20 protein-coding genes, 2 pseudogenes and 1 riboswitch are annotated in these 23,688 nt (G+C 62.2%); of the genes and pseudogenes, 11 read left to right on the forward strand and 11 right to left on the reverse strand.

The genetic code is table 11. The features are described from left to right. Positions 1–196: 196 nt before the first annotated feature. Positions 197–319 carry a transposase gene (locus tag ATN37_RS32050; RefSeq protein ID WP_007732562.1) on the forward strand — a complete coding sequence of 41 codons (123 nt, stop codon included), beginning with the start codon at positions 197–199 and terminating at the stop codon, positions 317–319. Between the two features lie 495 nt (positions 320–814). Here ATN37_RS32050 and ATN37_RS32055 read toward each other — a convergent pair whose 3' ends face one another. The 4 genes from ATN37_RS32055 to ATN37_RS32070 form a co-directional block, all read right to left on the reverse strand. Beyond that, positions 815–1,519 carry an IS6 family transposase gene (locus tag ATN37_RS32055; protein ID WP_058038998.1) on the reverse strand — a complete coding sequence of 235 codons (705 nt, stop codon included), beginning with the start codon at positions 1,517–1,519 and terminating at the stop codon, positions 815–817. A gap of 212 nt (positions 1,520–1,731) precedes the next feature. Then, positions 1,732–2,952 carry an NAD(P)/FAD-dependent oxidoreductase gene (locus tag ATN37_RS32060; RefSeq protein WP_058038996.1) on the reverse strand — a complete coding sequence of 407 codons (1,221 nt, stop codon included), beginning with the start codon at positions 2,950–2,952 and terminating at the stop codon, positions 1,732–1,734. Continuing rightward, positions 2,949–4,289 (reverse strand): cytochrome P450, encoded by a 1,341-nt coding sequence (locus ATN37_RS32065; protein WP_058038995.1) that lies wholly within the window; start codon positions 4,287–4,289, stop codon positions 2,949–2,951. The genes ATN37_RS32060 and ATN37_RS32065 overlap by 4 nt, the downstream gene beginning before the upstream one ends. A 71-nt stretch (positions 4,290–4,360) precedes the next feature. Beyond that, a complete protein-coding gene (locus ATN37_RS32070) occupies positions 4,361–4,681 on the reverse strand; it encodes a 2Fe-2S iron-sulfur cluster-binding protein (protein ID WP_058038994.1) in 321 nt (106 codons plus the stop codon). A 118-nt stretch (positions 4,682–4,799) separates the two neighbouring features. Between ATN37_RS32070 and ATN37_RS32075 the strand changes: the two genes are divergently transcribed. Further along, a complete protein-coding gene (locus ATN37_RS32075) occupies positions 4,800–5,801 on the forward strand; it encodes an AraC family transcriptional regulator (protein ID WP_058039001.1) in 1,002 nt (333 codons plus the stop codon). A gap of 149 nt (positions 5,802–5,950) precedes the next feature. On the opposite strand, the gene ATN37_RS32080 is transcribed toward ATN37_RS32075, so the two are convergent. After that, positions 5,951–6,475 carry a PaaI family thioesterase gene (locus ATN37_RS32080; protein ID WP_058038993.1) on the reverse strand — a complete coding sequence of 175 codons (525 nt, stop codon included), beginning with the start codon at positions 6,473–6,475 and terminating at the stop codon, positions 5,951–5,953. 295 nt (positions 6,476–6,770) lie between these two features. On the opposite strand from ATN37_RS32080, the gene ATN37_RS32085 reads away from it, so the two are divergent. Together ATN37_RS32085 and thiC are read left to right on the forward strand one after the other, a co-directional pair. Continuing rightward, positions 6,771–7,400 carry a TetR/AcrR family transcriptional regulator gene (locus ATN37_RS32085; RefSeq protein WP_058038992.1) on the forward strand — a complete coding sequence of 210 codons (630 nt, stop codon included), beginning with the start codon at positions 6,771–6,773 and terminating at the stop codon, positions 7,398–7,400. Between the two features lie 715 nt (positions 7,401–8,115). Next, positions 8,116–8,231: riboswitch (TPP riboswitch) on the forward strand. Further along, positions 8,228–9,930, forward strand: a pseudogene (thiC, locus tag ATN37_RS32090) (phosphomethylpyrimidine synthase ThiC). It overlaps the preceding riboswitch by 4 nt. Before the next feature lie 963 nt (positions 9,931–10,893). On the opposite strand, the gene ATN37_RS32095 reads toward thiC, so the two are convergent. Beyond that, positions 10,894–11,790 carry an alpha/beta fold hydrolase gene (locus tag ATN37_RS32095; RefSeq protein ID WP_058038991.1) on the reverse strand — a complete coding sequence of 299 codons (897 nt, stop codon included), beginning with the start codon at positions 11,788–11,790 and terminating at the stop codon, positions 10,894–10,896. Between the two features lie 467 nt (positions 11,791–12,257). Between ATN37_RS32095 and ATN37_RS32100 the strand changes: the two genes are divergently transcribed. Next, positions 12,258–13,031 carry a CoA ester lyase gene (locus tag ATN37_RS32100; protein ID WP_058038990.1) on the forward strand — a complete coding sequence of 258 codons (774 nt, stop codon included), beginning with the start codon at positions 12,258–12,260 and terminating at the stop codon, positions 13,029–13,031. A 253-nt stretch (positions 13,032–13,284) separates the two neighbouring features. Here ATN37_RS32100 and ATN37_RS32105 read toward each other — a convergent pair whose 3' ends face one another. Both ATN37_RS32105 and ATN37_RS32110 read right to left on the reverse strand, forming a co-directional pair. Continuing rightward, positions 13,285–13,632 (reverse strand): DUF3024 domain-containing protein, encoded by a 348-nt coding sequence (locus ATN37_RS32105; protein ID WP_058039000.1) that lies wholly within the window; start codon positions 13,630–13,632, stop codon positions 13,285–13,287. A gap of 39 nt (positions 13,633–13,671) precedes the next feature. Further along, on the reverse strand, positions 13,672–14,835 hold the full coding sequence (locus ATN37_RS32110) for an IS30 family transposase (RefSeq protein ID WP_058038989.1): 1,164 nt from the start codon (positions 14,833–14,835) through the stop codon (positions 13,672–13,674). 387 nt (positions 14,836–15,222) lie between these two features. On the opposite strand from ATN37_RS32110, the gene ATN37_RS32115 reads away from it, so the two are divergent. The 4 genes and pseudogenes from ATN37_RS32115 to ATN37_RS32870 form a co-directional block, all read left to right on the forward strand. Then, positions 15,223–15,405, forward strand: a complete 183-nt coding sequence (locus tag ATN37_RS32115; RefSeq protein ID WP_058038999.1) for a hypothetical protein — start codon at positions 15,223–15,225, stop codon at positions 15,403–15,405. Further along, positions 15,395–16,807 (forward strand): Asp-tRNA(Asn)/Glu-tRNA(Gln) amidotransferase GatCAB subunit A, encoded by a 1,413-nt coding sequence (locus tag ATN37_RS32120; RefSeq protein WP_058038988.1) that lies wholly within the window; start codon positions 15,395–15,397, stop codon positions 16,805–16,807. The genes ATN37_RS32115 and ATN37_RS32120 overlap by 11 nt, the downstream gene beginning before the upstream one ends. 120 nt (positions 16,808–16,927) lie before the next feature. Beyond that, positions 16,928–17,581 carry an AmiS/UreI family transporter gene (locus ATN37_RS32125; protein WP_058038987.1) on the forward strand — a complete coding sequence of 218 codons (654 nt, stop codon included), beginning with the start codon at positions 16,928–16,930 and terminating at the stop codon, positions 17,579–17,581. A gap of 19 nt (positions 17,582–17,600) precedes the next feature. Next, positions 17,601–18,725 (forward strand): annotated as a pseudogene (locus ATN37_RS32870) (SLC13 family permease); the annotation flags it as partial. Positions 18,726–18,794: 69 nt separating this feature from the next. Here ATN37_RS32870 and ATN37_RS32130 read toward each other — a convergent pair. Further along, positions 18,795–19,868 carry a substrate-binding domain-containing protein gene (locus ATN37_RS32130; RefSeq protein ID WP_082661474.1) on the reverse strand — a complete coding sequence of 358 codons (1,074 nt, stop codon included), beginning with the start codon at positions 19,866–19,868 and terminating at the stop codon, positions 18,795–18,797. Between the two features lie 206 nt (positions 19,869–20,074). Between ATN37_RS32130 and ATN37_RS32135 the strand changes: the two genes are divergently transcribed. Then, on the forward strand, positions 20,075–20,404 hold the full coding sequence (locus ATN37_RS32135) for a MarR family transcriptional regulator (RefSeq protein ID WP_058038984.1): 330 nt from the start codon (positions 20,075–20,077) through the stop codon (positions 20,402–20,404). Between the two features lie 496 nt (positions 20,405–20,900). Here ATN37_RS32135 and ATN37_RS32140 read toward each other — a convergent pair whose 3' ends face one another. Further along, positions 20,901–21,911, reverse strand: a complete 1,011-nt coding sequence (locus tag ATN37_RS32140; protein ID WP_058038983.1) for a carbon-nitrogen hydrolase family protein — start codon at positions 21,909–21,911, stop codon at positions 20,901–20,903. 179 nt (positions 21,912–22,090) lie between these two features. Here ATN37_RS32140 and ATN37_RS32145 point away from each other — a divergent pair, with 179 nt between their 5' ends. Continuing rightward, a complete protein-coding gene (locus tag ATN37_RS32145; protein ID WP_058038982.1) occupies positions 22,091–23,011 on the forward strand; it encodes an AraC family transcriptional regulator in 921 nt (306 codons plus the stop codon). 264 nt (positions 23,012–23,275) lie between these two features. On the opposite strand, the gene ATN37_RS32150 is transcribed toward ATN37_RS32145, so the two are convergent. Then, the coding region (locus tag ATN37_RS32150; protein WP_374103527.1) for an integrase core domain-containing protein at positions 23,276–23,688 on the reverse strand (413 nt) is incomplete at its 5' end.

A 23,688-nucleotide genomic window follows, 5' to 3' on the forward strand; every position in this document is an offset into this window, starting at 1 on the left:
TTACCCCGAAGCGATGGTCCGCATCGCCATGATCGTCCTCAGGACCCGCCGACTCGCCCGAACGTGACCGGTTCTCAAACACGTTCTAATAGAGCTATTCACCGCTCTACTGGAGTTGCAAGATCTGATGTATCCCGAGTTTTCCGGAGTTCGTTTGTTTTACTTCAGGTATTGATGCACCCGAGAGAGGTTCACGATGCCCCGTCGTTATCCGCCTGAGTTTCGCCGGAAAGTCCTCGATTTGTTGAAGTCAGGCCGCACGGTCGCCGAGGTCGCCGCAGGTCTCGATGTCACCGAGCAGACCATCTACAAGACATGAACCGCGCCCTTCCGTTGGCGAAGAATGCACAGCGTCCCGATCGGCTTCCGCTTCGCGTACTTGCCGGCGGTCTGCGGCTGGACGCAACCCTGCCCGGAAAACCTCATGCCTGGGCCCGCTTAGTTTCTCTGCACTGTGCAATCCTTTGCGGCCGAACTTGAACGGACCCGATGGTTTGTTGGCCAACTAACCTGCTGTCGAAATCTCGCTTGGTGGCTGTCGATGGGATTGGTTGTTGCAGCGCGTCTGGAGCGAGTGGGTCCACGTCTTCGCCGAGAGACCCTGGTCGCGGCCACCCGAGGATGGTGTTGCAACCGTTCGGCGGCTTCGTCGGCGGCAGTGGTCCGGGTATTCACGTTCGAGGCCGAGTGCGGCGGCCATAAGCAGCCCGAATGCCGAGTGTTTCTGCTGGCCCAGGGCCTTGGCCAGGTGTTGTCAAGTTGTCTGGAGTACAGCAGTTTTGGGGTGCGGCAAGGCATCGCACGGGGAGGTCGGTCAGGGAGCGATGGTTTGTTCGGTGACCTGATCCCATACCTGGAATCGGATGGCCAGTTCGGTGCGGTGGTCGGTGGCAGCCATCCGGTGCCGGGGTGGGCGGAAGTGCGGCGAGATCCGGCTGAACACTGCGAGGAATCGTTGTGCTGAGCTGACAGTGCGGAAGCCCTTCATCGCTCGTTCACGTTGGCGGGTGGGTTGGTGGGAGTTCTCGCACCGATTGTTCAAGTATTTGTTTTGCCGGTGCTCAGTTGTCGACATCATCGTCCGGTGGGCAACACGATACGAAGCGAGCTTGTCGGTGATCAGCACCCGCGGCGGGCGAGCGTGCCGCTTCAGGAGTTTCTTGAAGAACCTGGTCGCCGCCGCCTTGCCGTCCCGCTTCCCTTGGATCAGAATGTCGAGCACGTTTCCGTGCTGGTCCACCGCCCGCCACAAATACTTCTGCATGCCGCCGATCTTGATGAACACTTCGTCGAGATGCCACTTGTCACCTGGTCGGGGCACCTTTCGTCGAAGCCGGCGGGCGTACTCGGGCCCGAACCTCGCGCACCAGGTGCGGATCGTCTCGTACGTCACCTCGACCCCGTGCTCGGCCATCAGTAACTCGATGTCGCGGAACGAGAGGGTGAATCGGTGGTACAGCCACACACAGTGCGCGATGATCTCCCGCGGAAACCGGAACCCCTTGTACGTTGACGACACCCGTAGATCATCCCAGATCAGCGGATCTCAACAACTTGACAATGCCCCCCCCGACCCGATGTGGATAGTTCTCGATGAGCGTCTGGCGAGTCATCAGAGTTCCTTTCTGAACGGCGGGCGGGTACGAACCGGGCTCTTGCTGCGCCAGTGGGATGTCAGCGCCGTTCGTCAAAGCTCCGCCGCTGACCGTGTGAGTCTCGCTCGGGACTGGCTTACCCATTGCGCAAGGAATCGGGAGAACCCGTATGGGCGAAATCGGTCCGGACGAAAGGACGCTGCTGTGTGATGACCTGTTTGCTGAGCATGAAATCACGGGGACGATTGATGCAGTCTGCAGCAAGGAGTTCGCCACCACGGAGGTAGAAGCAGCTGAAGCTGCGGCCTACGGTCGGATCGCCGCTTAGAACAACTTGGTCATATCCACAGCTCAGACCGGCAATCTGGAGTTTGACATCGTACTGATCTGACCAGAACCAGGGCAGCGACACTGCGCTCTTGGACTTCCCGCAAAGGGTAGCCGCGGCGAGTTTCGCCTGATCGGTTGCTCCGGGTACGCACTCCAGCCGGACTCGGCGACCGTATCGAGAGATGTACTTGCTGGCACAGTCTCCGGCGGCAACGATGGCTGGGTCACTGGTTCGGGCGTGCTCGTCGATCACCACACCATCGTTCAGGGTCAAGCCCGCCGCCTCGGCGAGTTCTGTTCTCGGTTCAACACCGATACCCACGATGACCAGATCAGTCGGAATCGACTCGCCAGTAGATAGTGTGACCTCGCGGACGCAATCGTCTCCGACTAATGCTGCGACTTTGGCGCCCGTCCGGATATCGATGCCCTCCTCTCGGTGGATCCGCTCGAAGAACGTTGATACGTCGGGAGCAGTGACCCGCTCGAGGACGCGAGTGGTCGCCTCGAGCACGGTGACTTCCAGGCCCAGTGCCCGTAGCGAGGCGGCCGTCTCAAGTCCGATGTAGCCGCCCCCGACGATCGCCACCCGCCGCCCGGGGGCGGCGGACGTGCGGATCTTCTCGACGTCTGTGGCGGTACGAAGGTAATGGACCCCGGCGAGCTCGAACCCAGGAACGCGGAGCTGACGAGGGCGGGCTCCCGTGCACAGCGCGAGCTTGTCGTATGTCAGTGTGTCGCCGGTGCTCATAACGATGTGCCCAGCCGAGCGGTTGATCGCCTCCACGTGCGCGTCCAGAAGCTGGATGCGCTGCTTGGAGTAGAAGTCCGAACTGCGGATGGTGATCTCGTCGAGTGAGCATTTGCCGGCCAGGTAGGACTTCGACAGCGGAGGGCGTTGATATGGAGCTGCCGACTCTTCGCCGATGAGGACGACCTCACCGCTCCAGCCTTCTTGGCGCAGACTCGCCGCGAGTTGGGCTCCGGCATGGCTGGCACCGATGATGAGGGCTCGCTGCGATGTCATGTGCCGGACTTGGGGGTCAGGCGCACCATCATCTTGCTGATACCCCTCACGAAGTTGGACTGCACGTACTCGGGTTCGCCGACGACCTCGATGTTCTCGAAGCGGGGGAGCAGCTCTTCCCAGAGAATTCGCAGCTGCATTTCGGCCAGTCGGTTGCCCATGCACCGGTGTACGCCGAACCCGAAGGCGATGTGGTTGCGGACGTTGGCCCGGTCGATGATGAAGTCATCGGGCCGCTCGAACACACGCTCGTCGCGGTTGCCTGAGGCGTACCACATCACGACCTTGTCACCCTTGCGGATGAACTGACCGTTCAAGATAGTGTCAGTCTTGGCGATTCGGCGCATGTAGGCCAGCGGCGTTTGCCACCGGATTATCTCGGAGACCATGGTGGGGATCAGGTCAGGGTTGGACTTGAGCTTTTCGAACTGGTCTGGGAACCGGTTCAGCGCCAGAACGCCACCACTCATCGAGTTCCGGGTCGTATCGTTCCCTCCGACGATCAACAGAACAAGGTTGCCCATGAATTCCATTGGGCGGTCGACCAGATCTTTGGTGTTCTCGTTGCTCTGCAGCATGGTGATCAGATCGAAGCCGGGTTCTTCCCCAGCTGCTGTCCGAGCCTTCTTGTCATACCACAGAGAACTCAAACCTCGCGCCATCTCGCGCATTCCGTCGAACGTCTCGTCGAGGTCCGCAGGACCACCGTTCGCTTCCTCGAACGAAGTCGCGATATCTGACCAATGAACGAGTTTGCGACGTTCCTCGTATGGGAAGTCCAAGAGCGTCGCGAGCATTCGAGCTGTCAGTTCGATCGAGACAGCCTGGACCCAATCGAACGGCTGATTCACCGGCAAGTCGTCTAGTACCTCGCGAACCCGAGACCGAATGAGCGTCTCCATCTCACGCAGGTTCTTAGGCGCGACCACCCCCTGCACAGCTGCTCGCTGCACGTCGTGGCGCGGTGGGTCCATCGCGATGAACATCTCGATATCGAGAAAGCGAGGCGGGGACCCGATCACTATCATCGGTTCGGCGGAGAAGACCTCATGGTTCTTATCGACCGCGACGATGTCTTGGTGCCGCATCACTGACCAAAACGGCCCGAACGCGCTGTTGGGCTGAAAGTGGACCGGAGCCTCGTTTCGCAGGCGCTCATAGTAGGACTGCCAGCGGCCTTGGCGATAGAGAAAGGGATTACTGAGGTCGATATCGGCGAGTTCGACGTCCTCGACGGGAGGGATGGGACTCTCTACGAAGAGTTTCTTCCCATTCGTCTTTGTCACCCAGCGCCGAGTCCTGTCGTACAGATGGGCGCCTCGGATTTGAAGATCCATCGGAATGGCCGACCGGATTCTGTCCCCGACTTCTACATGATTGCTTGACACGACTCTTGATCCCTTCGTCGTTACATCTGGAACTCTGGCACCTGGACGACCAGGCCGTCCCAGTCCGCGGACGCGGTCATCTGGCACGACAGTCGGGAGGTCGGCAGCCTTTCCGGGTTCATTGCGAGCATTTCCTCTTCACTTGCTCCCGAGAGGCCGACCTGTTCGGACCACTGCGGACCAACGATGACATGACACGTGCCGCACGCGGCTTCGCCTCCGCAGTCAGCGTCGATTCCGGGTACTGCGTTGTTGACGGCGATCCGCATGAGTGACTGCCCCTCCTCCAAGGGCACCACGTGCTTCTCTCCCTCATGTGAGACGAAGGTTACGTCTGTCATCGCTGGCTCCTGCGTGGTTGTTCGGGTAGTAGCTGCTCACAGCATTGCTAACAACGACGACTGCGGCTAGGTTGATTGAGGGCAGAAGCTTGTTAGTTTGGCTCAGAAGGCGGGGGCGATGAATCTTGATCGCGAGGGCGTGCCACCGCTCGTGTTCGCGCAGTTACTTGAGAGCCCAGTTCTGGAGCAAGACGCCGTTGCACGGTTTCGCGAGATCATGGATCGTGAGCGAAGCGACGTCGAGTCACTTCTCGCCATCAACGCCCAAGTTCCCCTGCGGTGGATCAGGGAAGCCTTGCCCGATCTCGACGTCGACCAAGCAACGACCCTCGGTTTGGCGTTCGCCCAGCATGCTCATCTGACGTCCTTCGGACCATTAAGCGTCCCACTAGTAAGCGCAGGTTCCGCAGGCGAGATATTGGATTTGCTTGCCTACCTGCCGCTAATAACCCCAGCCCTGAGTGCGCAGTTCTACGCAGGTGGATACGGAGTGTCTGTCGCGCTCAATGGGCAGACGGGCGATCGAGTCCTGGACTCCCTAGTGGTCACCTACTGTGGTGCGGTCCTGCTGAGGCTGCTGAATATACTCGTTGGCGATGCACCAGACATCACACTCTCGCTGGGTTGGCCCGCTCCGGAAGGTCTGCCCGTGGATCAGGATTGGTTAGCTGGTCGCCTGGTATTTGACGCTTCACTGTCCATTCTGCATTTTCCCGTTGACGCGGTCAATCACGTCTGCCGGTTCTCTGACCCCGTGGCGTATCGACTCGCTAGCGGTGACTTGCAGCGAAGGCTCGACGAGCGGAGTAAAAACTCCTCGTATTCGGACAAGGTGAGACGTCTGATAGAGAAGCGTCCCGCAGATTGTGGAAGTCAGTGGATTGCAGACGAACTCTCCATCTCTACGAGCACACTTAAGCGGCGCCTCTCTGAGGAAGGGATGACCTATCGCGGACTGCGCCAATCGATCATTCGTGAGTACGCGATTCTTCGTTTACTGGACGGATCTGTGTCCGCGAGCGAGATCGCCACGGACCTCGGTTACAGCGACCTCGCCAGCTTTTCACACGCTTTCAAGCACTGGACCGGCCACCCGCCGACGGGGTTCCGTCGTAGGTAGCGCTGCCTCTTGGTTGACTCGTACAGGGCAACTGGCGATGCACGGTGCCTTCCGCTTCGCCCGTTCTTTGGGCGTGGCGTTCAATATCTTCAGGCTCCGCCGACATCCTCGACGTATTCGGGCCTGGTGCTCGCGGCGGTGAGTTTGGCCTAAGCCCTTGAGTTTCTCTGTGACTGCAAAAAGTGTTCAACCTCGACCACGATGAACAGGGCAGTGGCAGTAATAACAGTGCGGCCCTCTGCATCCTCCATCGTGGACGTGAGGTCCAATTTCCGGCCCTCGCGAGACCGAACTGCAGCGCGCAGGATGTACGGGGTGTCGAGTAGTGCTGGCGCAAGATACTCGAGCTCGAGACGGCGCGTCACGGCGAGCTCGCCGACCGAATAGAGCAAGAAGCCGAAGAGGTCGTCAATCACGGTCGCTACCGCGCCGCCGTGTGCAATGCCGGGTGCCCCGACATGGCGCTGGTCGAACTGGTGGTGTGCGATGACGCCGTCTCCGTCACGCCGTACCGAGAGGAAGTGACCATTCGGGTTCTCTGGTCCACAGCCAAGGCAGTTGGGGTGGTGGGGAGGAAGCTCGGAGGAACCGGATTCCATGCGCGTAAACGAGCGCACCCAGGTGTCGATATCGGTACCTATCGGCCCGCCGGCCTTGTCGCGAAATGTGTCCATGTCCAGACCTTCCTGTCGATGAAGTTGTGCTGGGTGTGACATCTCTGCTCATGGCGACGGAGATATCGCCGACACCCGCACGTCCGACCCGTGACCCAACCTCGACCGGGACGTCCAAGGGGCCCTGAGGCCCGATGCGGGTGGCCTGAGCAACTGGCTGCCGACGGCACGATAGTCAGGTCGACAAGGCCGACTGAGCCGGGACACCTTGTACTGTACGAACATACAGTATGCGGTACCGACGTATAGTCTAGTGTGGGGTCCGTAGGCTCGACCGCAACTGAAGGGGAACCGCGTGAATCGTTCCGCACCAGGCGCCGCGGGCCAGGATCTCACTGCCAAGGCGCGCATCCGCAACGCCGCACTGGATCTCTACGCCGCCAACGGCGAGGACGGCACTTCGTTGCGAACCGTGGCGACCGCGGCCGGAGTGACAGTGGGTCTCGTGGTCCATCACTACGGCACAAAGGACGGCCTGCGCGAGGCGGTCGAGCGACTGGTCGTAGAGCATTTCGCTACCGCACTTGCCTCGGCGCCCGTGGACGTCCCAGGCGCCGACATCGCCCGGATCCGCAACGATGCGGTTGCCGACATGCTGGTCAGGCGTCCCGAGGTGGTGAACTACCTGCGCCGCGCGTTGCTAGATCCCGGCGGTCAGCGAGGTGAGTTACTCGAACGGCTCACCGAGCTGACACACCGGGAAGTGATAGCTATGCGGCAGTCTGGTGCGGCGTCTAGGGTCCGCGCCGATGCTGTTCAGGTGGTCGACGTCATCGTCACTCAGCTGGGCCGTTTGTTCCTCCAGCCGCTCGTGGACTCGATGTGGTCCCATCTTGGGACGTTCACTCACACCGAAGGCGACGACAAGCCGGAACTGAGTGTTCGCGTCACCGAGACATTGGCACCGCAAGGAACGCCGCAATGACCTTGGTCATGGAAAGTCGCTGGCTTCGAGGCCGGACGATGCCGCGAGCAGCCGCAGTCGAGAATAGTTGCCGCGTGACGGCCACAGTGGACTCCACTCTTAGGGGCAAGAAAACGAGATCCTGTGGCACGCCGTTGCCTATCTGTCGCAGGCGAACCCGCCAGACGGCGATATGCCCGTGTGGGGCAAGAAGGTCGGCTTTCGGAATGTCTCCGACCACGCCCACACAGGGGGCAACGGAATCGCGCACAGCCTCAGACCGAGCAGCTCCACCAGTCGCGCCCACCGCGCCTGCTGATGAAGTGCCGAGTTCTGAGGTGCCGAGTTGCCAGTGCGAGACCGGACGAACGTGCGAGCAGTTCGGGGAGCGGTCGAGTTCGCGAGATTCACAACTCGGGATCGTTAGCTTGTCATAACGTACAGCTATCGGCAGGCCATTTGTAGAGGAGGGCACGGTCATTACGTCAGGCGCCGATCGCCGTCTACAGCGTCGGATAGACCATCGTGGTTCCGGCTCTCAAGATCACGGTGCTCACCGCCCACACCCCGAACCCACCACGAGTGTGCGGAAGCTTGTGCGGTGCGGATCGGGGTCCGGGCTCGACCGTCACACTCACTGACATCAACTCACTGATCCCGGTTCACAACTATCCTGCCGCACAGGGGTCTGGGGAGCGGGGCAGCGCCGGGGTACGCTTGCCCGGCACAATTTCATACTCGTCCACACGGGAGTCCGCTTCGGAGCGCGGGCTGAGAGGACGACCAGCCGGGTCGTCGACCGTAGAACCTGTCCGGGTCATGCCGGCGTAGGGAGATCTGAGAACGCCATGGGCACACACACGTCCGCCAACGGCACCAGCACCGCCTCGATCGAGGCCGTGACCTGCGGTCCCATCCATTCCAGCACGAAGACCTACCTCGAAGTCTCCGCGGAGGGCAGCACACTGCGCGTGCCCGTCCGGCGGATCTCGCTGACCAACGACACGACGTTCGACGTCTACGACACCTCCGGCTCGTACACGGGTACTCCAGCGCGCAGGAGTGCCACGACCTCGCCGCCGGCCTGCCGCCCACTCGCGGGGGCTGGGCCCACCCGGGGGCCGTCCCCGCCTCGGCGGAGGACTCCACACCGGTGCGCACCCAGCTGGCCTGGGCGCGAGCGGGGCTGATCACGCCGGAGATGCGCTTCATCGCCGAGCGTGAGGGAATCGACGCGGAGGTGGTGCGATCCGAGGTGGCCGCCGGCCGCGCCGTCATCCCCGCCAATCACCGCCATCCGGAGAGCGAACCGATGATCATCGGCAAGCGCTTCCTGACCAAGATCAACGCCAACATCGGCAACTCCGCGGTCACCAGCTCCATCGCGGAGGAGGTCGAGAAGATGGTGTGGGCCTCCCGGTGGGGCGCGGACACGATCATGGACCTGTCCACCGGCCGGGACATCCACGAGACCCGCGAGTGGATCATGCGCAACTCCCCCGTCCCGGTCGGCACGGTGCCGATCTACCAGGCACTCGAGAAGGTGAACGGCGACCCGGTCGCCCTGACCTGGGAGTTGTATCGGGACACGGTGATCGAGCAGTGCGAGCAGGGCGTGGACTACATGACGGTCCACGCGGGCGTGCTCCTGCGGTATGTCCCGCTCGCCGCCAAGCGGGTCACCGGGATCGTCTCCCGCGGCGGCTCGATCATGGCCGCGTGGTGCCTGGCGCATCACCGCGAGTCGTTCCTTTACACCCATTTCGCGGAGCTGTGCGAGATCCTGGCACGGTACCACGTGACCTTCTCCCTGGGCGACGGCCTGCGCCCGGGATCGATCGCCGACGCCAACGACGAGGCCCAGTTCGCCGAACTCCGCACCCTGGGTGAGCTCACCGGGATCGCCAAGCGGCACGGTGTCCAGGTGATGATCGAGGGCCCGGGACACGTGCCGATGCACATGATCGTCGAGAACGTGCGCCTGGAGGAGGAGTGGTGTGAGGAGGCTCCGTTCTACACCCTGGGGCCGCTGGCCACGGACATCGCACCGGGCTACGACCACATCACCTCCGCCATCGGGGCCGCGCGGATCGCCGAGGCCGGCACGGCGATGCTCTGCTACGTCACGCCCAAGGAGCACCTGGGTCTGCCCGACAGGGATGACGTCAAGACCGGCGTGATCACCTACAAGATTGCCGCGCACGCGGCGGACCTGGCCAAGGGTCATCCGGGTGCGCAGGCGAGGGACGACGCGCTCAGTACCGCACGGTTCGAGTTCCGGTGGATGGACCAGTTCGCCCTGGCGCTCGACCCGGACACCGCGCTGGCCTACCACGATGCGACGCTGCCCGCCGAGCCGGCCAAGACCGCCCACTTCTGCTCGATGTGCGGACCCAAGTTCTGCTCGATGCGCATCTCCCAGGACATCCGCGACTACGCCGCCGAACACGGGATGGAGACGGTCGAGGCGATCGAGGCGGGGATGGCCGAGAAGTCGGCGGAGTTCGCCGAGCAGGGATCCCGCGTCTACCTACCGATCAGCCAGCAGTGACCTGCTGATCCGCCGGCGACGTCCCGTCGTGCGGACGCCAGACGGCCCGAGAGTGTGTGCACTCCCGGGCCGTCTCCTCGGGGCGGCTCAGGCGTCCCGGCGCAGGGTGATCACCAGACCCCCGACCCACAGCGCCACGCAGACCCCGGCGAACCACGCGAACGCGGGCCACTCACCCCACGTGATGAACCCGCGCACGGACTCGCCCTGCGTCCAGAAGTCACCGTTGGCGAACGGAATCCACGTTGATGGAGCGAGGAACTAGACGGCTCCACTTCACAATCGAAAGCCTTCACCTGTCAGCCGAACCTGGGGAAGATGGTCTCGGCGCCGGAGAGTAGGTCGCACACCCCGGCAACGGTGACCTACCGGTCGTCGCCGTGTTCGTACGTACTGGGGTGGCGCCCACGACCAGTCCGCCTTCGCGCGAGACCAGGTACAGCGGCCGGCCGCGCACGCACGCACCGCCCCTCGGGGCGGGTCCTCGCACCGAGCCGGGCGCGCAGCCGGAGTACTTCTCCTTGACCGGACGCACGATGCAACTGACGAGTCTGTCCGGTATCCGCGCAGGTCAACGATATGCCGAGGATCGCTATTCGGCGGACTTAGAGACACGACGTCCAAATCGAGACACCTCCATGGTCATCCTGGGCTGGGCTATTCCGCAGGTTAGGGAGGGTCTCGAAGCTGCGCGCGAGTGGAGGGCTCAAGGTCCGGCGATGATTCACCGGAGGCAATACGCAACTTCCGTTTGACATAAGGCCCGGTTATCGGTCCATGCTCGTGGCCAACACCGACGCCGGGATCGACGGTCGGTTACATCTGGGGGCAGCGGTCCTCGGGCTGCGCTGTCAGCGAAGCGGTCCCGCCGGGGCGGGCGAATCCGGCCGTCGAGGCAACCGGCGCAGGTACTCATCCCAGGTGAGCTCCCATCACCGGTGACGTTCGAGGTTTCGATGGCGGTCAGTGAGGTGATGGGGCGACGTCGTTGTCGAGAAAGTCCTTCAATCCGCCGCTGAAGACGTCGTTGTCGTCGCCGGCGACCATATGGCCGGCCTCGGGGACGTCGATCAATGTGGCGGTCGGGATCAGCTCGATTAGTTCTTTGGCGCCTTCTTCGCTGACCACGTTCGATTGCGTGCCACGAACGAGCATTGTGGGAACGGTGATCGCGGCTGCGGCGTCCCGGGCGCGTTCGTATCGCACGATGGAGTCGACTTGGCGGGTGGGTTCGTCGCCGTGGCGCAGAAATGCCGGGTCCCAATGCCAATACCAGCGGCCCTCACGCAGGCGCAGGTTTTTGCGCAACCCCTGCGGGTTGGGGGTGCGGGCTCGGTTTGGGGTATACGCCGCGATCGCTTCGGCAGCGTCGTCGAGGCTGTCGAACCCATCAAGGCCGCTGTGCATGAACGCCATGATCGCCGCGGTGCCGCCTGATTCGACCTTCGGTGCGATATCGACCAACACCAGACCACGAGCGAGCTCGGAATTTTCCCCTTGTCCGATCAACGAGGTCATACCGCCCATCGAGGCACCGACCAGTACCGGCGTTTGCCCCAACTCGCCGATGACCGAGGTCAGGTCGGCGACCAACGCATCGATGCCGTAATCGCCGTCCGGTGCCCATTGGCTTTGCCCGTGGCCCCGTGCGTCTAGGGCGAGTGCGGACCAGCCGTCCGCAGCGAGAGTGCGTCCGGTGTTTCGCCAGGAATGCCGGGTCTGCCCGCCGCCGTGCAGCAACAGCACCACACCTTTACTCCCGGCGCCGGAATCGCCCGCGGCCGCCGGTGGATCCCACCGATCGGCGGCAAGGGTGACACCGTCACCGCGGAACTTGGGGTGTGTGACTACGGGATCCATGACATTTCCTCCCCAGCATGATCGAGTGGAGCATCTCCAGTCATGGTGCCGTACGGGGTGAACAACGAGGCACACCGCACTGGTCCCCGGTAGTGGGCAGCAATGCGCGCTCGCGTTGAAACATCCGGGTCTTCCTCACGTCATCTCGCCATGACTGGAGACCCAACCTGCATGGTCAGTACGCCTAGCCGATGGCCAGGCCGTGGCCAGCAGGTGGTGGCAGTGGTTAGCTCCGGCCCTTGCATCGACCACGTGGGCCGTGCTGGCAGTGGCCACCCTAGGTAGGCTTTGTGAAACTCGCTGTTCCACGGTGACACGATTTGCGTGTCGGCTGAGGTAATCGACCTTCAAGAGTCGTCTTCCTGTCCTGAGAAGGGGATCGTCGTGTTTGTCCACATCACCTACACCCGTGATGGTGACGTAGTCGCGTCGTGCACACGAGCGATCCCTGATCGGAAGCGGCCGCGGTGAGCGCTCCGCTGCGCTCGTTTCTTATCGTTGCTGGAGATGACGAGAAGAAGCTGGGGAAGGTGGCCGAGTCGGGGGCAGATGCGGTGATCCTTGATCTGGATGATTCAGTCTCAGCCGCGCGGAAATCGATCGCACGGGGGCTGGTGGGGGAGTTCCTCTCCAGCCATGCCGATGATGCCTCGATGCCGCAGCTCTGGGTGCGAGTCAACTCCTTCGGCACAGGGTCGGTACTGACGGACCTGGCCGCCACGGTGACTTCCGGAACGTCGGGAATCATGATCCCCGAGGTCGACGGCCCTGCCGATGTGCTTCGGGTGCATCACTATGTCGAGGCGCTGGAGAAGTCGGTCGGCCTTGAGCCTCAGGGGGTCAAGCTCATGCCTGTGGTGACCAAGGCCGCGCTCAGACCGTTCGGTCTGGGCGACTACTCAGCGGCGGCGATGCCGAGATTATACGGTCTGACCTGGGGAGCAGGGAATCTCGATGCGGCGCTCTGGAAGGCAACGAACTTGACGCCTGAAGGAAACTGGACACAGACCTCCCGGCTTGTCCGGTTGCTCGCCCTGAATGCGGCACGGGCTACCGGCGTCGAGGCCGTCGAGACGTTCCATGTAGATACTCGGGACGCCAAGGGGCTCGCCGAGTCATCGCGCAGGGCGCGAGCGGAGGGTTTCAGTGGCCGCATTGCGATCCATCCGGCGCAGGTACGAGTGATCAACGAGGCGTTCACGCCGACCACTGATGAAATCGACTCCGCTACGCACCGTTAGCCGCCGGGAATCGCTCCGCACGCTCAGCGATGCCGCAGTCGAAGACGCGATCCAGGAGATGGGGTAGCGGCGGGATGGCCAGGGTCAACGCGCCGAAGCAATAAGTCGAAGCGTATCGCTATTGACCCTTTCGAAACGTTGGAGTCGACACGAGTTTTCGGACACCGCTGGACAGGGGAAACGCATTGGCTCGGTGAGTGTCGCGCAATCGATCTTGGTCTCAACAGGTCAACGCATCACCGACGATAACGGATCAACCCCAGAAGATCGGATCGCCACCGTTTTCGATGTGATCGAGTAAATCCTGAATATGAGGGCTCGGATCCAAAAACTGGTAGCGGTGAAATTTGAGGTGGCGATCCCGCCAATACAACGTCCACAACCCGGTTTTCTTCGTGTAATACAGGCGGGCGATCGGAAATCGCGTCCACTCCGCGCCGAAGTCCTCCCGCCACGGCGGCCGGCATTCGCAGATCGTCACATGACGGGGCGCGATGTCACATTCGACCTGGATCTCATGCCGATACTGTTCCGGCACTCGACCCGCGCAATACTTCACGACCCGAGCGACATCGAGCTCAGGAAGACCGGTGGCAGCCATGCCCACCATCATGCCAACCGCCATCGGTGGCCGACTTCGCTATCCGGTTGAGCCGGAACCGAGCACCTGTTCTTCTCGTTGGCATGGACTGTCCCAATCGAGCACCCGACGAGGTCGATCGTTGAGTCTGGTCGCGACCCTATTCAGGTCATCCTGGGTGAAACTGCGCAGGTCAGCGTTCTTGCGCAGGTACTGCCGCAGCAACCCGTTCGCGTTTTCGTTAGTCCCGCGTTGCCATGGATGATGCGGAGCGCAAAAGTAGACAGGCATGTCGAGCGTTGCGGTGATGCGCTCGTGTTCGGCCATTTCCCGTCCCCGATCCCAGGTCAACGAACGACGCAGATGCGCAGGTAGCCGGCCTAGATAGGCAATCAGCGCATCCGCGACCGTCTCGGCCCGGTACCCGTCAGGCAATGCCACCACATGCACGGCGCGTGATTGCCGATCTACCAGCGTCGCGACCGCTGACGGGCGGATTCCGAACACGAGGTCACCCTCCAGGTGCCCGGGCTCACTACGATCGTTTGCCGCAGCTCCTCGAAGATCGATCGAAACCATATTTCGTATCCGCCCACGACCGTGGGAGCGTTTCTTCCCGCGAGGTCGACGTATCGGCCGATCGGTACGCAGTTCGTGAAATACAGTGCTGTCGAACACTTTCCGCGACGGTATGTAGAGGCAACGGTAGATCGTCTCGTGCGAGACCCACATCTGCGGATCGGCCGGGTACTCACGCCGAAGCCAGACGGAGATCTGTTTCGGTGACCACTGTTTATGGAGCTTGTCCGTGATGACTGTCCGCAGAATCGGCCGGGCACACAGGATCGACATTTTAGGGCGGCGGGCACGGACATACGCCGCTGCATCCGCCGGGGCCGCACGGTAAGCGACACGACCGCCGTTGCGGGCGATCTCGCGTGCAATCGTGGACGGGGATCTTCCGAGTGTCTCGGCGATCGTCCGAGCGCTGTCACCTGAGGCAATTCCGCGGGATATTTCTTCGCGTTCACCTGCGGTGATGTGACTGTTTCTTCGTGCTCGTGGGACGGGTCGGATACCGCCGGACTCACGTAGGAAACGACGAATTCGGGGCATCGTTTCCCCGAGGACTCGCTCGATTTCTCGTATCGATTCTCCACGGCGGTGAAGATCCCAGATCAGGTTCTCCTGCTCCACGGTGAATCCGAGCGCTTTGCTGCCCATCCATGCCTCCACGGTCACGCATCATCTCACCGGTAGTGATGCGTTGACCTGTTGACACCAAGATCGTTTGACGGACGATCGAGTATTTCAAGTTGTGAGATCGGTTCTTGAGTGGCGCTTCCTCGGGCGCCCGGTCGCAGCGTCTTTCGTGCCAGGCGCGCCGATTGTCGGTGCCCAGGCAGGTCGCGGTAGGGAGCCGTCAAATAGAGCGCTGGCCGAACCGGTACCCGGTCATTCATGCGGCCAAGGAGCATTGACATTGTGCTCCAGCTCACATACGGTCCTCAACATATTCAGATGAAAATAATTCATATGGATATGTCCGGGGTGGCGCCAACTTCGAGTGCCACCATCTACTGCCGTCCCATCTACAAGGAGAGTGTCTTCATGGCGCTGTCAGTGCAAGAACTTCTGGCGGACAAGGGCATACGCCCGCCGCAAGACAAGATCGCCCAGCTCGAGTCGAAGTGGGCCGAGATCGTGGAGCGTCGCGGTGATCTCGAGAACGTGGCAGTTGACGACGCGGACATCTCTGTTCGCAATATCCCGGGAGGCGACCATGTCCGCTAACGAACTCGTCACCAAGTCGGTGACCGAACTTGCGCCCCTGATCGAGAGCAAGCAGGTGTCACCGGTGGAGGTCACCACCGCTCTGCTCGACCACGCCAAGGCTCTCAACCCGGAGATCAACGCCTACATCAGCTTTCGCGAGCAGGCGTTGGCGGATGCCCGGCGGGCCGAGGATGAGATCAGCCGAGGTGACTACCGCGGAGTCTTCCATGGAGTCCCCTTGGCACTGAAAGACAATCTGTACGTGGGCGGCGAGGTCACCACGATGGCCTCGAAGATCCACAAGGACTTCGTACCCGCAGAGGACGCTTCAGTGGTGCGGCGGCTCAGGAAGGCCGGCGCCGTGCTCACCGGCAAGCTCAACATGCACGAGTACGCGTGGGGCATCGATAACAACAGCCCGCACTTCGGCAGCGTCCAGAACCCGTGGAATCCGGCGAAGGTTCCGGGGGGCTCCAGCGGCGGTTCAGGTGCAGGCGTGGCGGCGCACATGACCTACGCGACCCTGGGTACCGATACTGCCGGCTCGATCCGGATTCCCTCCGCCGCGTGTGGAATCGTCGGCCTCAAGCCCACACACGGGCGTGTCCCCAAGGACGGCTGCTTCCCCCTGGCTTGGACTCTCGACCACATCGGGCCGATGACCAAGACTGTCGATGATGCCGCAGCGATGCTGCAGGTGATCGCCGGGTTCGACGGGGCGGATCCGACAGCGGTGGACACGCCGGTCGGGGACTACACCTCAAATCTCACCGGGGATGTCTCCGGATTGGTGATCGGCGTCGAGGAGGACTACTTCTTCCGAAATGTCGACACCGAGATCGAAAGACTCGTGCGCGGCCAGATCGACGAGCTCGTCTCCCGGGGCGCCAGGGTGGAGACGGTCAAGATTCCGACTCTGCGCCACTCGGAATGGGCGGAGCTCGCAACCAGCCTGTCGGAAGCATCGGCGATCCACCACAACGACCTGCTGAACCGTCCCGACGACTTTGGGCCCGACATCCGCTTCCTCTTTGAACTGGGCGAGTTGTTCTCCTCGGTGGACTACCTCCAGGCGCAGCAGGTTCGGCGCCAACTCAAGAACGACTTCAGAGCGGCCCTCTCGAAGGTCGATGTCCTGATCGCCCCGACCCTGCCAGTCATGGCTCCAGACATCGGATCCTCCGAGGCCGACCTCAACGGAACGAAGGTCGATCTCATCGACTCCTTCATCCGGTTCACCGGGCCGAGCAACCTGACCGGTCTGCCCGCGATGACCGTTCCGGTCGGTTTCAACGGCGACCTCCCCGTCGGCCTCCAGATCATCGGCCGGTCCTTCGACGAGCGCACCGTGCTCAATGTCGGCAAGGCGATCGAAGCCGGCGGACCCATGAGGGATCGGACTCCTCCCGTCCTTCGCTGAGCCTGCTCGACCCACTGCGCCTGCCCGACCCGGGTACCCGGACTGTCGATGCCTCCCGGCACCGCAGCCCGGTCACCCGGGTCGGTTGGGTGTTGCCTCTCCTCACCGAAGGGATGTCACATGGTTCCCGTGGCACTGTTGTTCGTAGGGGCGGTGCTCCTGGTCAACGGGTTGGTCTTCCTCGACCGGGTCACCCCGAAATCGGCCGTCGCGATCAATCTCCTCACCGGCGCGCTCCTGGTCGGCACGGCACTTGTACTGGTTCTGCCCTCGGACAGCGCCTCGCCCGACGGCCTGGCTTCTGCGGTGGCGGCCGGAGGTTTCGCATTGTTCGGCTTCACCTACCTCACCGTCGCGACCAACTCGATCTCGAGCGCTCCCGGATCAGGGCTCGGCTGGTACTGCGGTTGGGCCAGCGCGGTCGCTCTCTTCCTGTCGATGGTGCACTTCCTCCAGATCGGGGACGCCCAGCTCGCTTGGCTATGGCTGGCATGGGCCGTGCTGTTCGCCGCCTTCTTCCTCGCCCTGGCCACCCCCGCAGCGGAGTGGATCGGCAAGGCGACCGGGATGCTCGCGGTTCTGCAATCGATTTCCACAGCGAGCATCCCCGCGGCCCTGATGCTCACAGACAAGTGGGCGGACACACCGGTGCTCGCGATCGCCGGCACGCAGATCGTCGTGGTCATCGTCTACGTTTTCCAGGTCGCCGATGCTCGGCGGCGGTACAGATCGACCGCGACCCGCCACCGCGCGCCTGCGACGATTGCGAACTGAGAACCACACCGGAGGTTTCATGCGATCAGTGGTGCTGTCGGCCTTGCTGATCGGAGTGCTGATCGCCTACGCACTGTTCGCGCCCCGGGCCCAGACGATTGAACTGCTTGGTCGTCTGGGCCCCATCATGCTGTTCCTTGCCACCATCTCGATCGTGATCAACCTCGCTGCCGCGGCAGGCTTGTTCCACCGGGTCGCCGGGTTCGCGGCCAGAGGTAGGGCCGCCAGCGGACCGGGGCTTTGGATCCTGGTCGTGCTACTAGCCGTGGTGTCCACGACCTTTCTCTCCCTTGACACCACCGCTGTGCTGGTCACGCCTCTGGTGCTGGCGCTCGCAGCACGAGCCGGCAACGATCCGGTACCTCTGGCCCTGACGGTGGTGTGGATCGCCAACACGGGATCGCTCCTGCTTCCAGTCTCCAATCTGACCAATCTGCTGGCGGTGGAGACGGGACTGTTCGATGGGACGAGCCACTACGTGAGACTCGCCGCCATGCCTGCGGCTGCATCGCTCGCGGTGACGGCCGGGTTCGCCTGGGTGGTGTTCCGTCGCCGCCTACGCACTCCTCGCCGAGCCCCGGATGAGACCCGGGGGGCGAGCGGTTCGGGACCGCCCCACCCTCTGCTACCGCTGACCGGGATCGTGGTGTCGGCGCTCCTGCCGTTGCTCACGACCTCGATCCCCTTCTGGTGGTCGACGTCGACGGCGGCCATCATCCTGGTGGTGGCATTCGCACTCGCTGATCGATCAGTATTGCGCCCGAACCTGATCCCGTGGACCGCTCTGGCCCTGGCGGTCGGTCTGACCGTTGCGGTTCAGTTGGTTCACTCCCTCGGTGTCGAGGACCTCGTTCGCGGCGCGTACGCGCACCTGGACGGCTCTGCCAGCGCGCCCTTCGTGTTGGCCGCAGCAGGCGCGGTGTTGAGCAACGCGGTCAACAACATTCCCGCGTATCTCCTACTAGAGCCCGCGGCGGGTTCCAGCCCCGACCTGATCGCCCTGCTCATCGGATCGAACTTCGGGCCGATCGTGACCCCCTGGGCCTCCCTGGCCACGCTCTTGTGGGCCGATCAGCTGCGCCGAGCCGGACTCGCGGTCCCGTGGAAGCAATTCGTTGTCCTGGGGATACCGCTGGCGGTGAGTACGGTCGCGGTTTCCGAGCCGCCCTCTCCCTCTCCCCGGGCTGATCCTCCGATAGGGACCAGGCGCCGCTCAGAGAGTGGCAACCACCTCGAAGTCCAAGCCGCTCGCCTGAGCCATATAGATCTGCTGCCGCGCTTGATTCCCGTCGAATCGAACGACCCCCCGCGGACTGTCGAACTCCAGCCCGTCAATCTGGGCGTCACAGCGATCCGGGTCCAGGCCTCCTGCCCGACGCGCAAGATGACTCAGTGCGTAGACCCCTTGGTAACAGGACTCCGCCATGTTGTTGAGAGCCGGCGCCTCATGACCGTTGGCGTCCACGTAGTCGCCGATGAACCTCAACGAGGACTCCGTATGCAAGGTGCGGAAGTACGCCGCCGACGCGAACAGGTTCTCCGTCGTCTCGGCGCCTCCGGCGAGAAGCATGTTCTCTTCCATGAGTGGACTGAACCGGAGTATGCGGTGATGGAGGTCGCGGGCGGCGAAGTGCCGGTTGAAATCCACGGCGTCCTGCCCGACGAGCAATGTCAGCACTGCGTGACATCCGCTCTGCGCAGCAGTCGCGGGCAGCTGGGGGTCGTCTGCCCGGCCCATCGGCACGAACGACGAACCGACGATGTCCAAGCCGAGCGCAGCAGCGAACTGCTCGATCAACTGATGCGTACGTAAGGGCCAGATGTAATCGGCACCGACGACGTACCACGACCGCACACCATGGTGGTCGCGGAGCCACCGCATCGCTGGGTATATCTGCTGTTCAGGAGATTCCCCCGAGCAATAGACGTTGGAGCTGACCTCACCCCCCTCGTAGAGCGAGGTGTACATGTACGGGATCCGGCCGCGGACGACCGGTGCGAGATGTCGACGGATCGAGGAGATGTGCCACCCGCTGACCGCGTCGAGGCGGCCAGCATCGACCATGGCGGAGACCTCGGCTGCTATCGCCCGAGGGTCGCGACCGCCGTCGATGTACTCAAGCTGGACTTCACGCCCGTCAAACCCGGTCCCAGAGTTGAGCTCACGGCCCGCGAGGTCGCTGACGGCCATGCACGAGGGGCCGAAGATGCCACCCGGTCCCTGTAGAGGGATCACCATGCCAACCCGGTAGACCTCCGAACGGTGGCGTGACTCGGATGCTAACATCGAATCCTCTCGGGTAATGCCGTCGGAGTTGCGCCGTGTTGCCCCCTCCGTCTCGCAACAGGGAATGGCACCGAAAGGCAGGAGACTCAGTGACTCCCATGGACTCTGATGGGTCTTCGGCCCAGATGACGACGTCTTCCAGAGACATAGCCACACTCAGCTCATCATCGGCGCTCGTCTCGCTGCTTCAGGCTACCAAATCGCTTGTGACCTCGCTCACTGCCATCGGTTCGGAATTCAACCTGACCGCCGACGATGTACTCGTGCTCGATGCGCTCGCCCGCCACGGGAACCAGTCCATGGCCGAACTGTCGCGTCATGCCGTCACTTCGGGAGCCACTCTGACGCGGTCCGTCGACAGGCTGGTCTCCCAGGCACTGGTCTACCGCGAGGTGAGCGCCGAAGATCGCCGCCGAGTCGAGGTTCACCTCAGCGGTAGGGGTGCTGAAACTCAACAGGCACTGACCGCACAGCTCGCCGACCTCAACGCGGAAGCTGGCCGTCTACTCGGAACCCCCGGCTCAGTCCCGGACTGAGCTAGCACTCCACTGCTCGACGGCGACTCGAGATGGACCTGCTTCGGCGTCGAGCTCCGCTGTTACAAAGACAGTCATGTGTCGCACATGGTGGTGCTTCGCGCGACACGCTAGTGCGACATGTCTACGGGGCGCCGCGCCTCGGTCGGAGCACTGTTGATCTGCACGGCTCGGTTGAGGATCGTCAAACAAGACATTCAACATGCGGTATCTCGTGCTCAACAGAGGGACTGGTGCGCGGATGGGTGACCCGGTTAGCCGCTCGGCTTCAGGGGCCTGATGGGTCAAGGTTCGTCCCCAAAAGAAGAGTCAGGTATCTCTGAAACCGCATCAACGGGGCTGGGAATAAACCAGATGTGCCTGATTCGGGTGTCGGCGCTCTTCGGCTTCGGGCGCGGGGCGTTTCACTTCAGCACACCGAGCGCCAACGCCCAAAGGAAAACGAGTCCGCCGTCCAACAACGCGATTCACGTCTCGAGGGCCAGACTTGCCACTGTCATCGGACCACTCCAACCGATTCGGCCCGATTGCTTGTCGCGGCATTGAGGCCGGCCTGGCGACCGGTGCGACGGTAGTAACTCTTGGCGCAAAGGTTCTGGTGATGCCAGTATGCGCGTAACGTCAAGGGAAGTTCGGGCATCCAGAACGCCTCCTCGATGGGTTCTGCCGGCTGATGCGCACCGATCTCGATGTCGGCAAAGACGATGCCGGGGCCGTCGACGGTGTTGCGCGAGGCCAGGACGCTGCCTTCGGCATCGACGATTTGCGTTGCCCCGACGTAGTTCGTGTCGTACGGCGCTGTCATCGATGTGCCCGGTAGGAGCATGAAGTCGGTGCGAAACTGCCCGCAATGGGATGCCTGCAGGACCGGAGCTCCGACTCGGCGGGCAAACTCGGTGGGGGCATTCTCCGAAAGGTACCTGTTGTATTGCGTCAAAGGACCAAACATGCGGTCAACGAGCCCGCCCCAATTGCTGGGGAGCGTCCACCAGTGGGTGCCGGTCATGACGACATCGACTCGGCCAACGAGCCTGCGGGCGGTCTGATTGCGGATCAGCTCCCAACAGACGGCCGCACCCATGCGGCCGAGGCTGGTTTCAAACGCTCCATCGTCGTTTCCGGGGCCGTAGAAGGCGTTTTCCCACATTGTGGGCAGATCCTTGTCGTGCAGATGGGTCTTGCCATCGGGCTCAAACAGGTGGTAGCGGTTGTAGATGCTGTCGCCCTCGGCGATCAGCATGGAGCCACCAATGTGACAGCCATACCGTCTTGCTGCTGCTTTGAACATGTCGACCGCAGCATTTTGTGGCGGGAGAACGCTCTGATGAACTTCACCGCGAAACGGCAGCGGAGACGTCGCGAACTCGGGAACCCCAATGAGCTTGGCGCCTTTGCGGGCCGCTTCGGCGATCATGGCGTCCAGTCGACGCATATTCTCAGCGACATCGCCGGGCACCCCTTCGAACTGGATGGCCGCGGCCTTCGTGGGTTGCGCTGTGTCGCTCATCGAAATCTCCTGAAGTTCTTTGACGGGATTGTTGAGTCCGGGGGAAGGTTTTTTGGCTCCCCGTATTCTGCAGAAGCGAGACCTGCCTTGCCGAACATATGGCTGTTCGGCGTCTGCCGGCAGGCGTTTCGCGCACGGCGATGAGGCAATTCGCGCTCAGGGTTACCGAGAGGGGACAAATGAAGCAATTTTTCGTGGATGGTCCTGAAGAGTTGGAATTGGCCTGCAGTGAAAGTTTTGTGCCGCTGCGCGTGAATTCGGCGACCGATCAAGTCAAGGGCAACCTCCGCCATGTACAAGTGACTGCGGATGTCGGGATGGCTCGCGGAATCTGCAGTACGTCGGAACTTGTCCGAACGCAGCGGATCATCGCTCAGGAGCCTCACGAGTACGTTCTCTTATCGCTGTTCACCGATGGTGCCGGAGCTGTCAGGCAGTCGGACCGTTCAGCGGCCGTCAGACCGGGCATCGGTGCGCTGTACGACACAACACGACCGTATACCTTGAGCTTCGGGCAGCAAATGACACAACTGGTCCTCCAGGTGCCGTATTCTTCTCTGGGTTTGCGCCGAAACATCATTGAGAACGTCGTTGCGCGCCCACTCATCGCCGACAAGAATCGACCACTGCGAGTGCTCCGATCGATGATCGAAGTCGTGACTGAAGGGGCAGGCAACGATGAAGGCGATGGTGATTCGCTGGCTGATGTGGCGGTGACCCTGATGCGGTCGGCCATCGCAGCGGAAACATCGAGCGGAAGCGAAGGCAATCTCAGCCGTGACGCCCACCGTGAATTGATGGTCCATTTCATCCACGCAAACTTCGCGGACCCGGAACTGACGCTGGCCGATGTGGCCAGGGCACACAACGTTTCACTTCGGTACCTCCAATCGACCTTTGCCGAGGTCGGTTGGTCGCCAGCTTCGTATTTGCGACGGTATCGTCTTAGCCGCGCCCGCGAGCTGTTGCGCCGCGGTTCCACGGTCTCATTTGCGGCCTCACAGTGCGGGTTTGTCGACATGGGCACGTTCAATCGTGCGTACCGACGCCAACGCGGCTACTCGCCCTCCGATGAATACGGTCGCGAAGAAAGTCGGTAATCCGGAATGGCCACTTAACCCGGACGACTGAGACGGGTAGGGGGCCCCACTACGAGGAGGCCCGCTACCCGTCTGAGTGATTCAGTCGCCGGATAGGCTCAGTGCGTCAGAGGGTGGGGTGGTGGCTTCCCCAGTCAGTGGCAGCTTCTAGGGCGGCCGACAGACGGAAGGCAGCCAAGATCTACAACTCGGCATCGTTAAGTGGAAGGGCTGCGTATCACTTTTGGTCTGCCGCGAGGATTTCGGACAATGGAGATGACTATTTCAGGCCGCGATCGCGGGCTGCTGATAACTGTAATGGACATCGTTCGGGAATCGGTATCCGAGCGCTGAATGTCGACGTCGCGGGTTGTAGAAGCCTTCGATGTATTTGATGATGTCTTGTCGCGCTTTGGCTTTGGTGGAATAGATCGTGCGGTAGACACACTCGTTCTTTAGCGCCGCGAAGAAACTTTCGGCCATGCTGTTGTCCCAGCACACCCCGGTCCGTCCCATCGAGGACCGCATGCCCAGAGAGCGCACCAGCGAGCGGTAGGCGCGTGAGGTGTAGACGGCGTATTCAACCGGTCGAAGCAACACGTTGCTGTTGAACCGATCGTAGGTGTTCGTCCCAAGCTTCAGCGGGGGTTCGCCAATGGAGTCGTTTCCGTGGTCGGGTGTTGAGAGCATGGGCGACT

This window comes from Rhodococcus sp. MH15 (genome assembly GCF_019266045.1).
GTDB classification, from domain to species: domain Bacteria; phylum Actinomycetota; class Actinomycetes; order Mycobacteriales; family Mycobacteriaceae; genus Rhodococcus_F; species Rhodococcus_F qingshengii.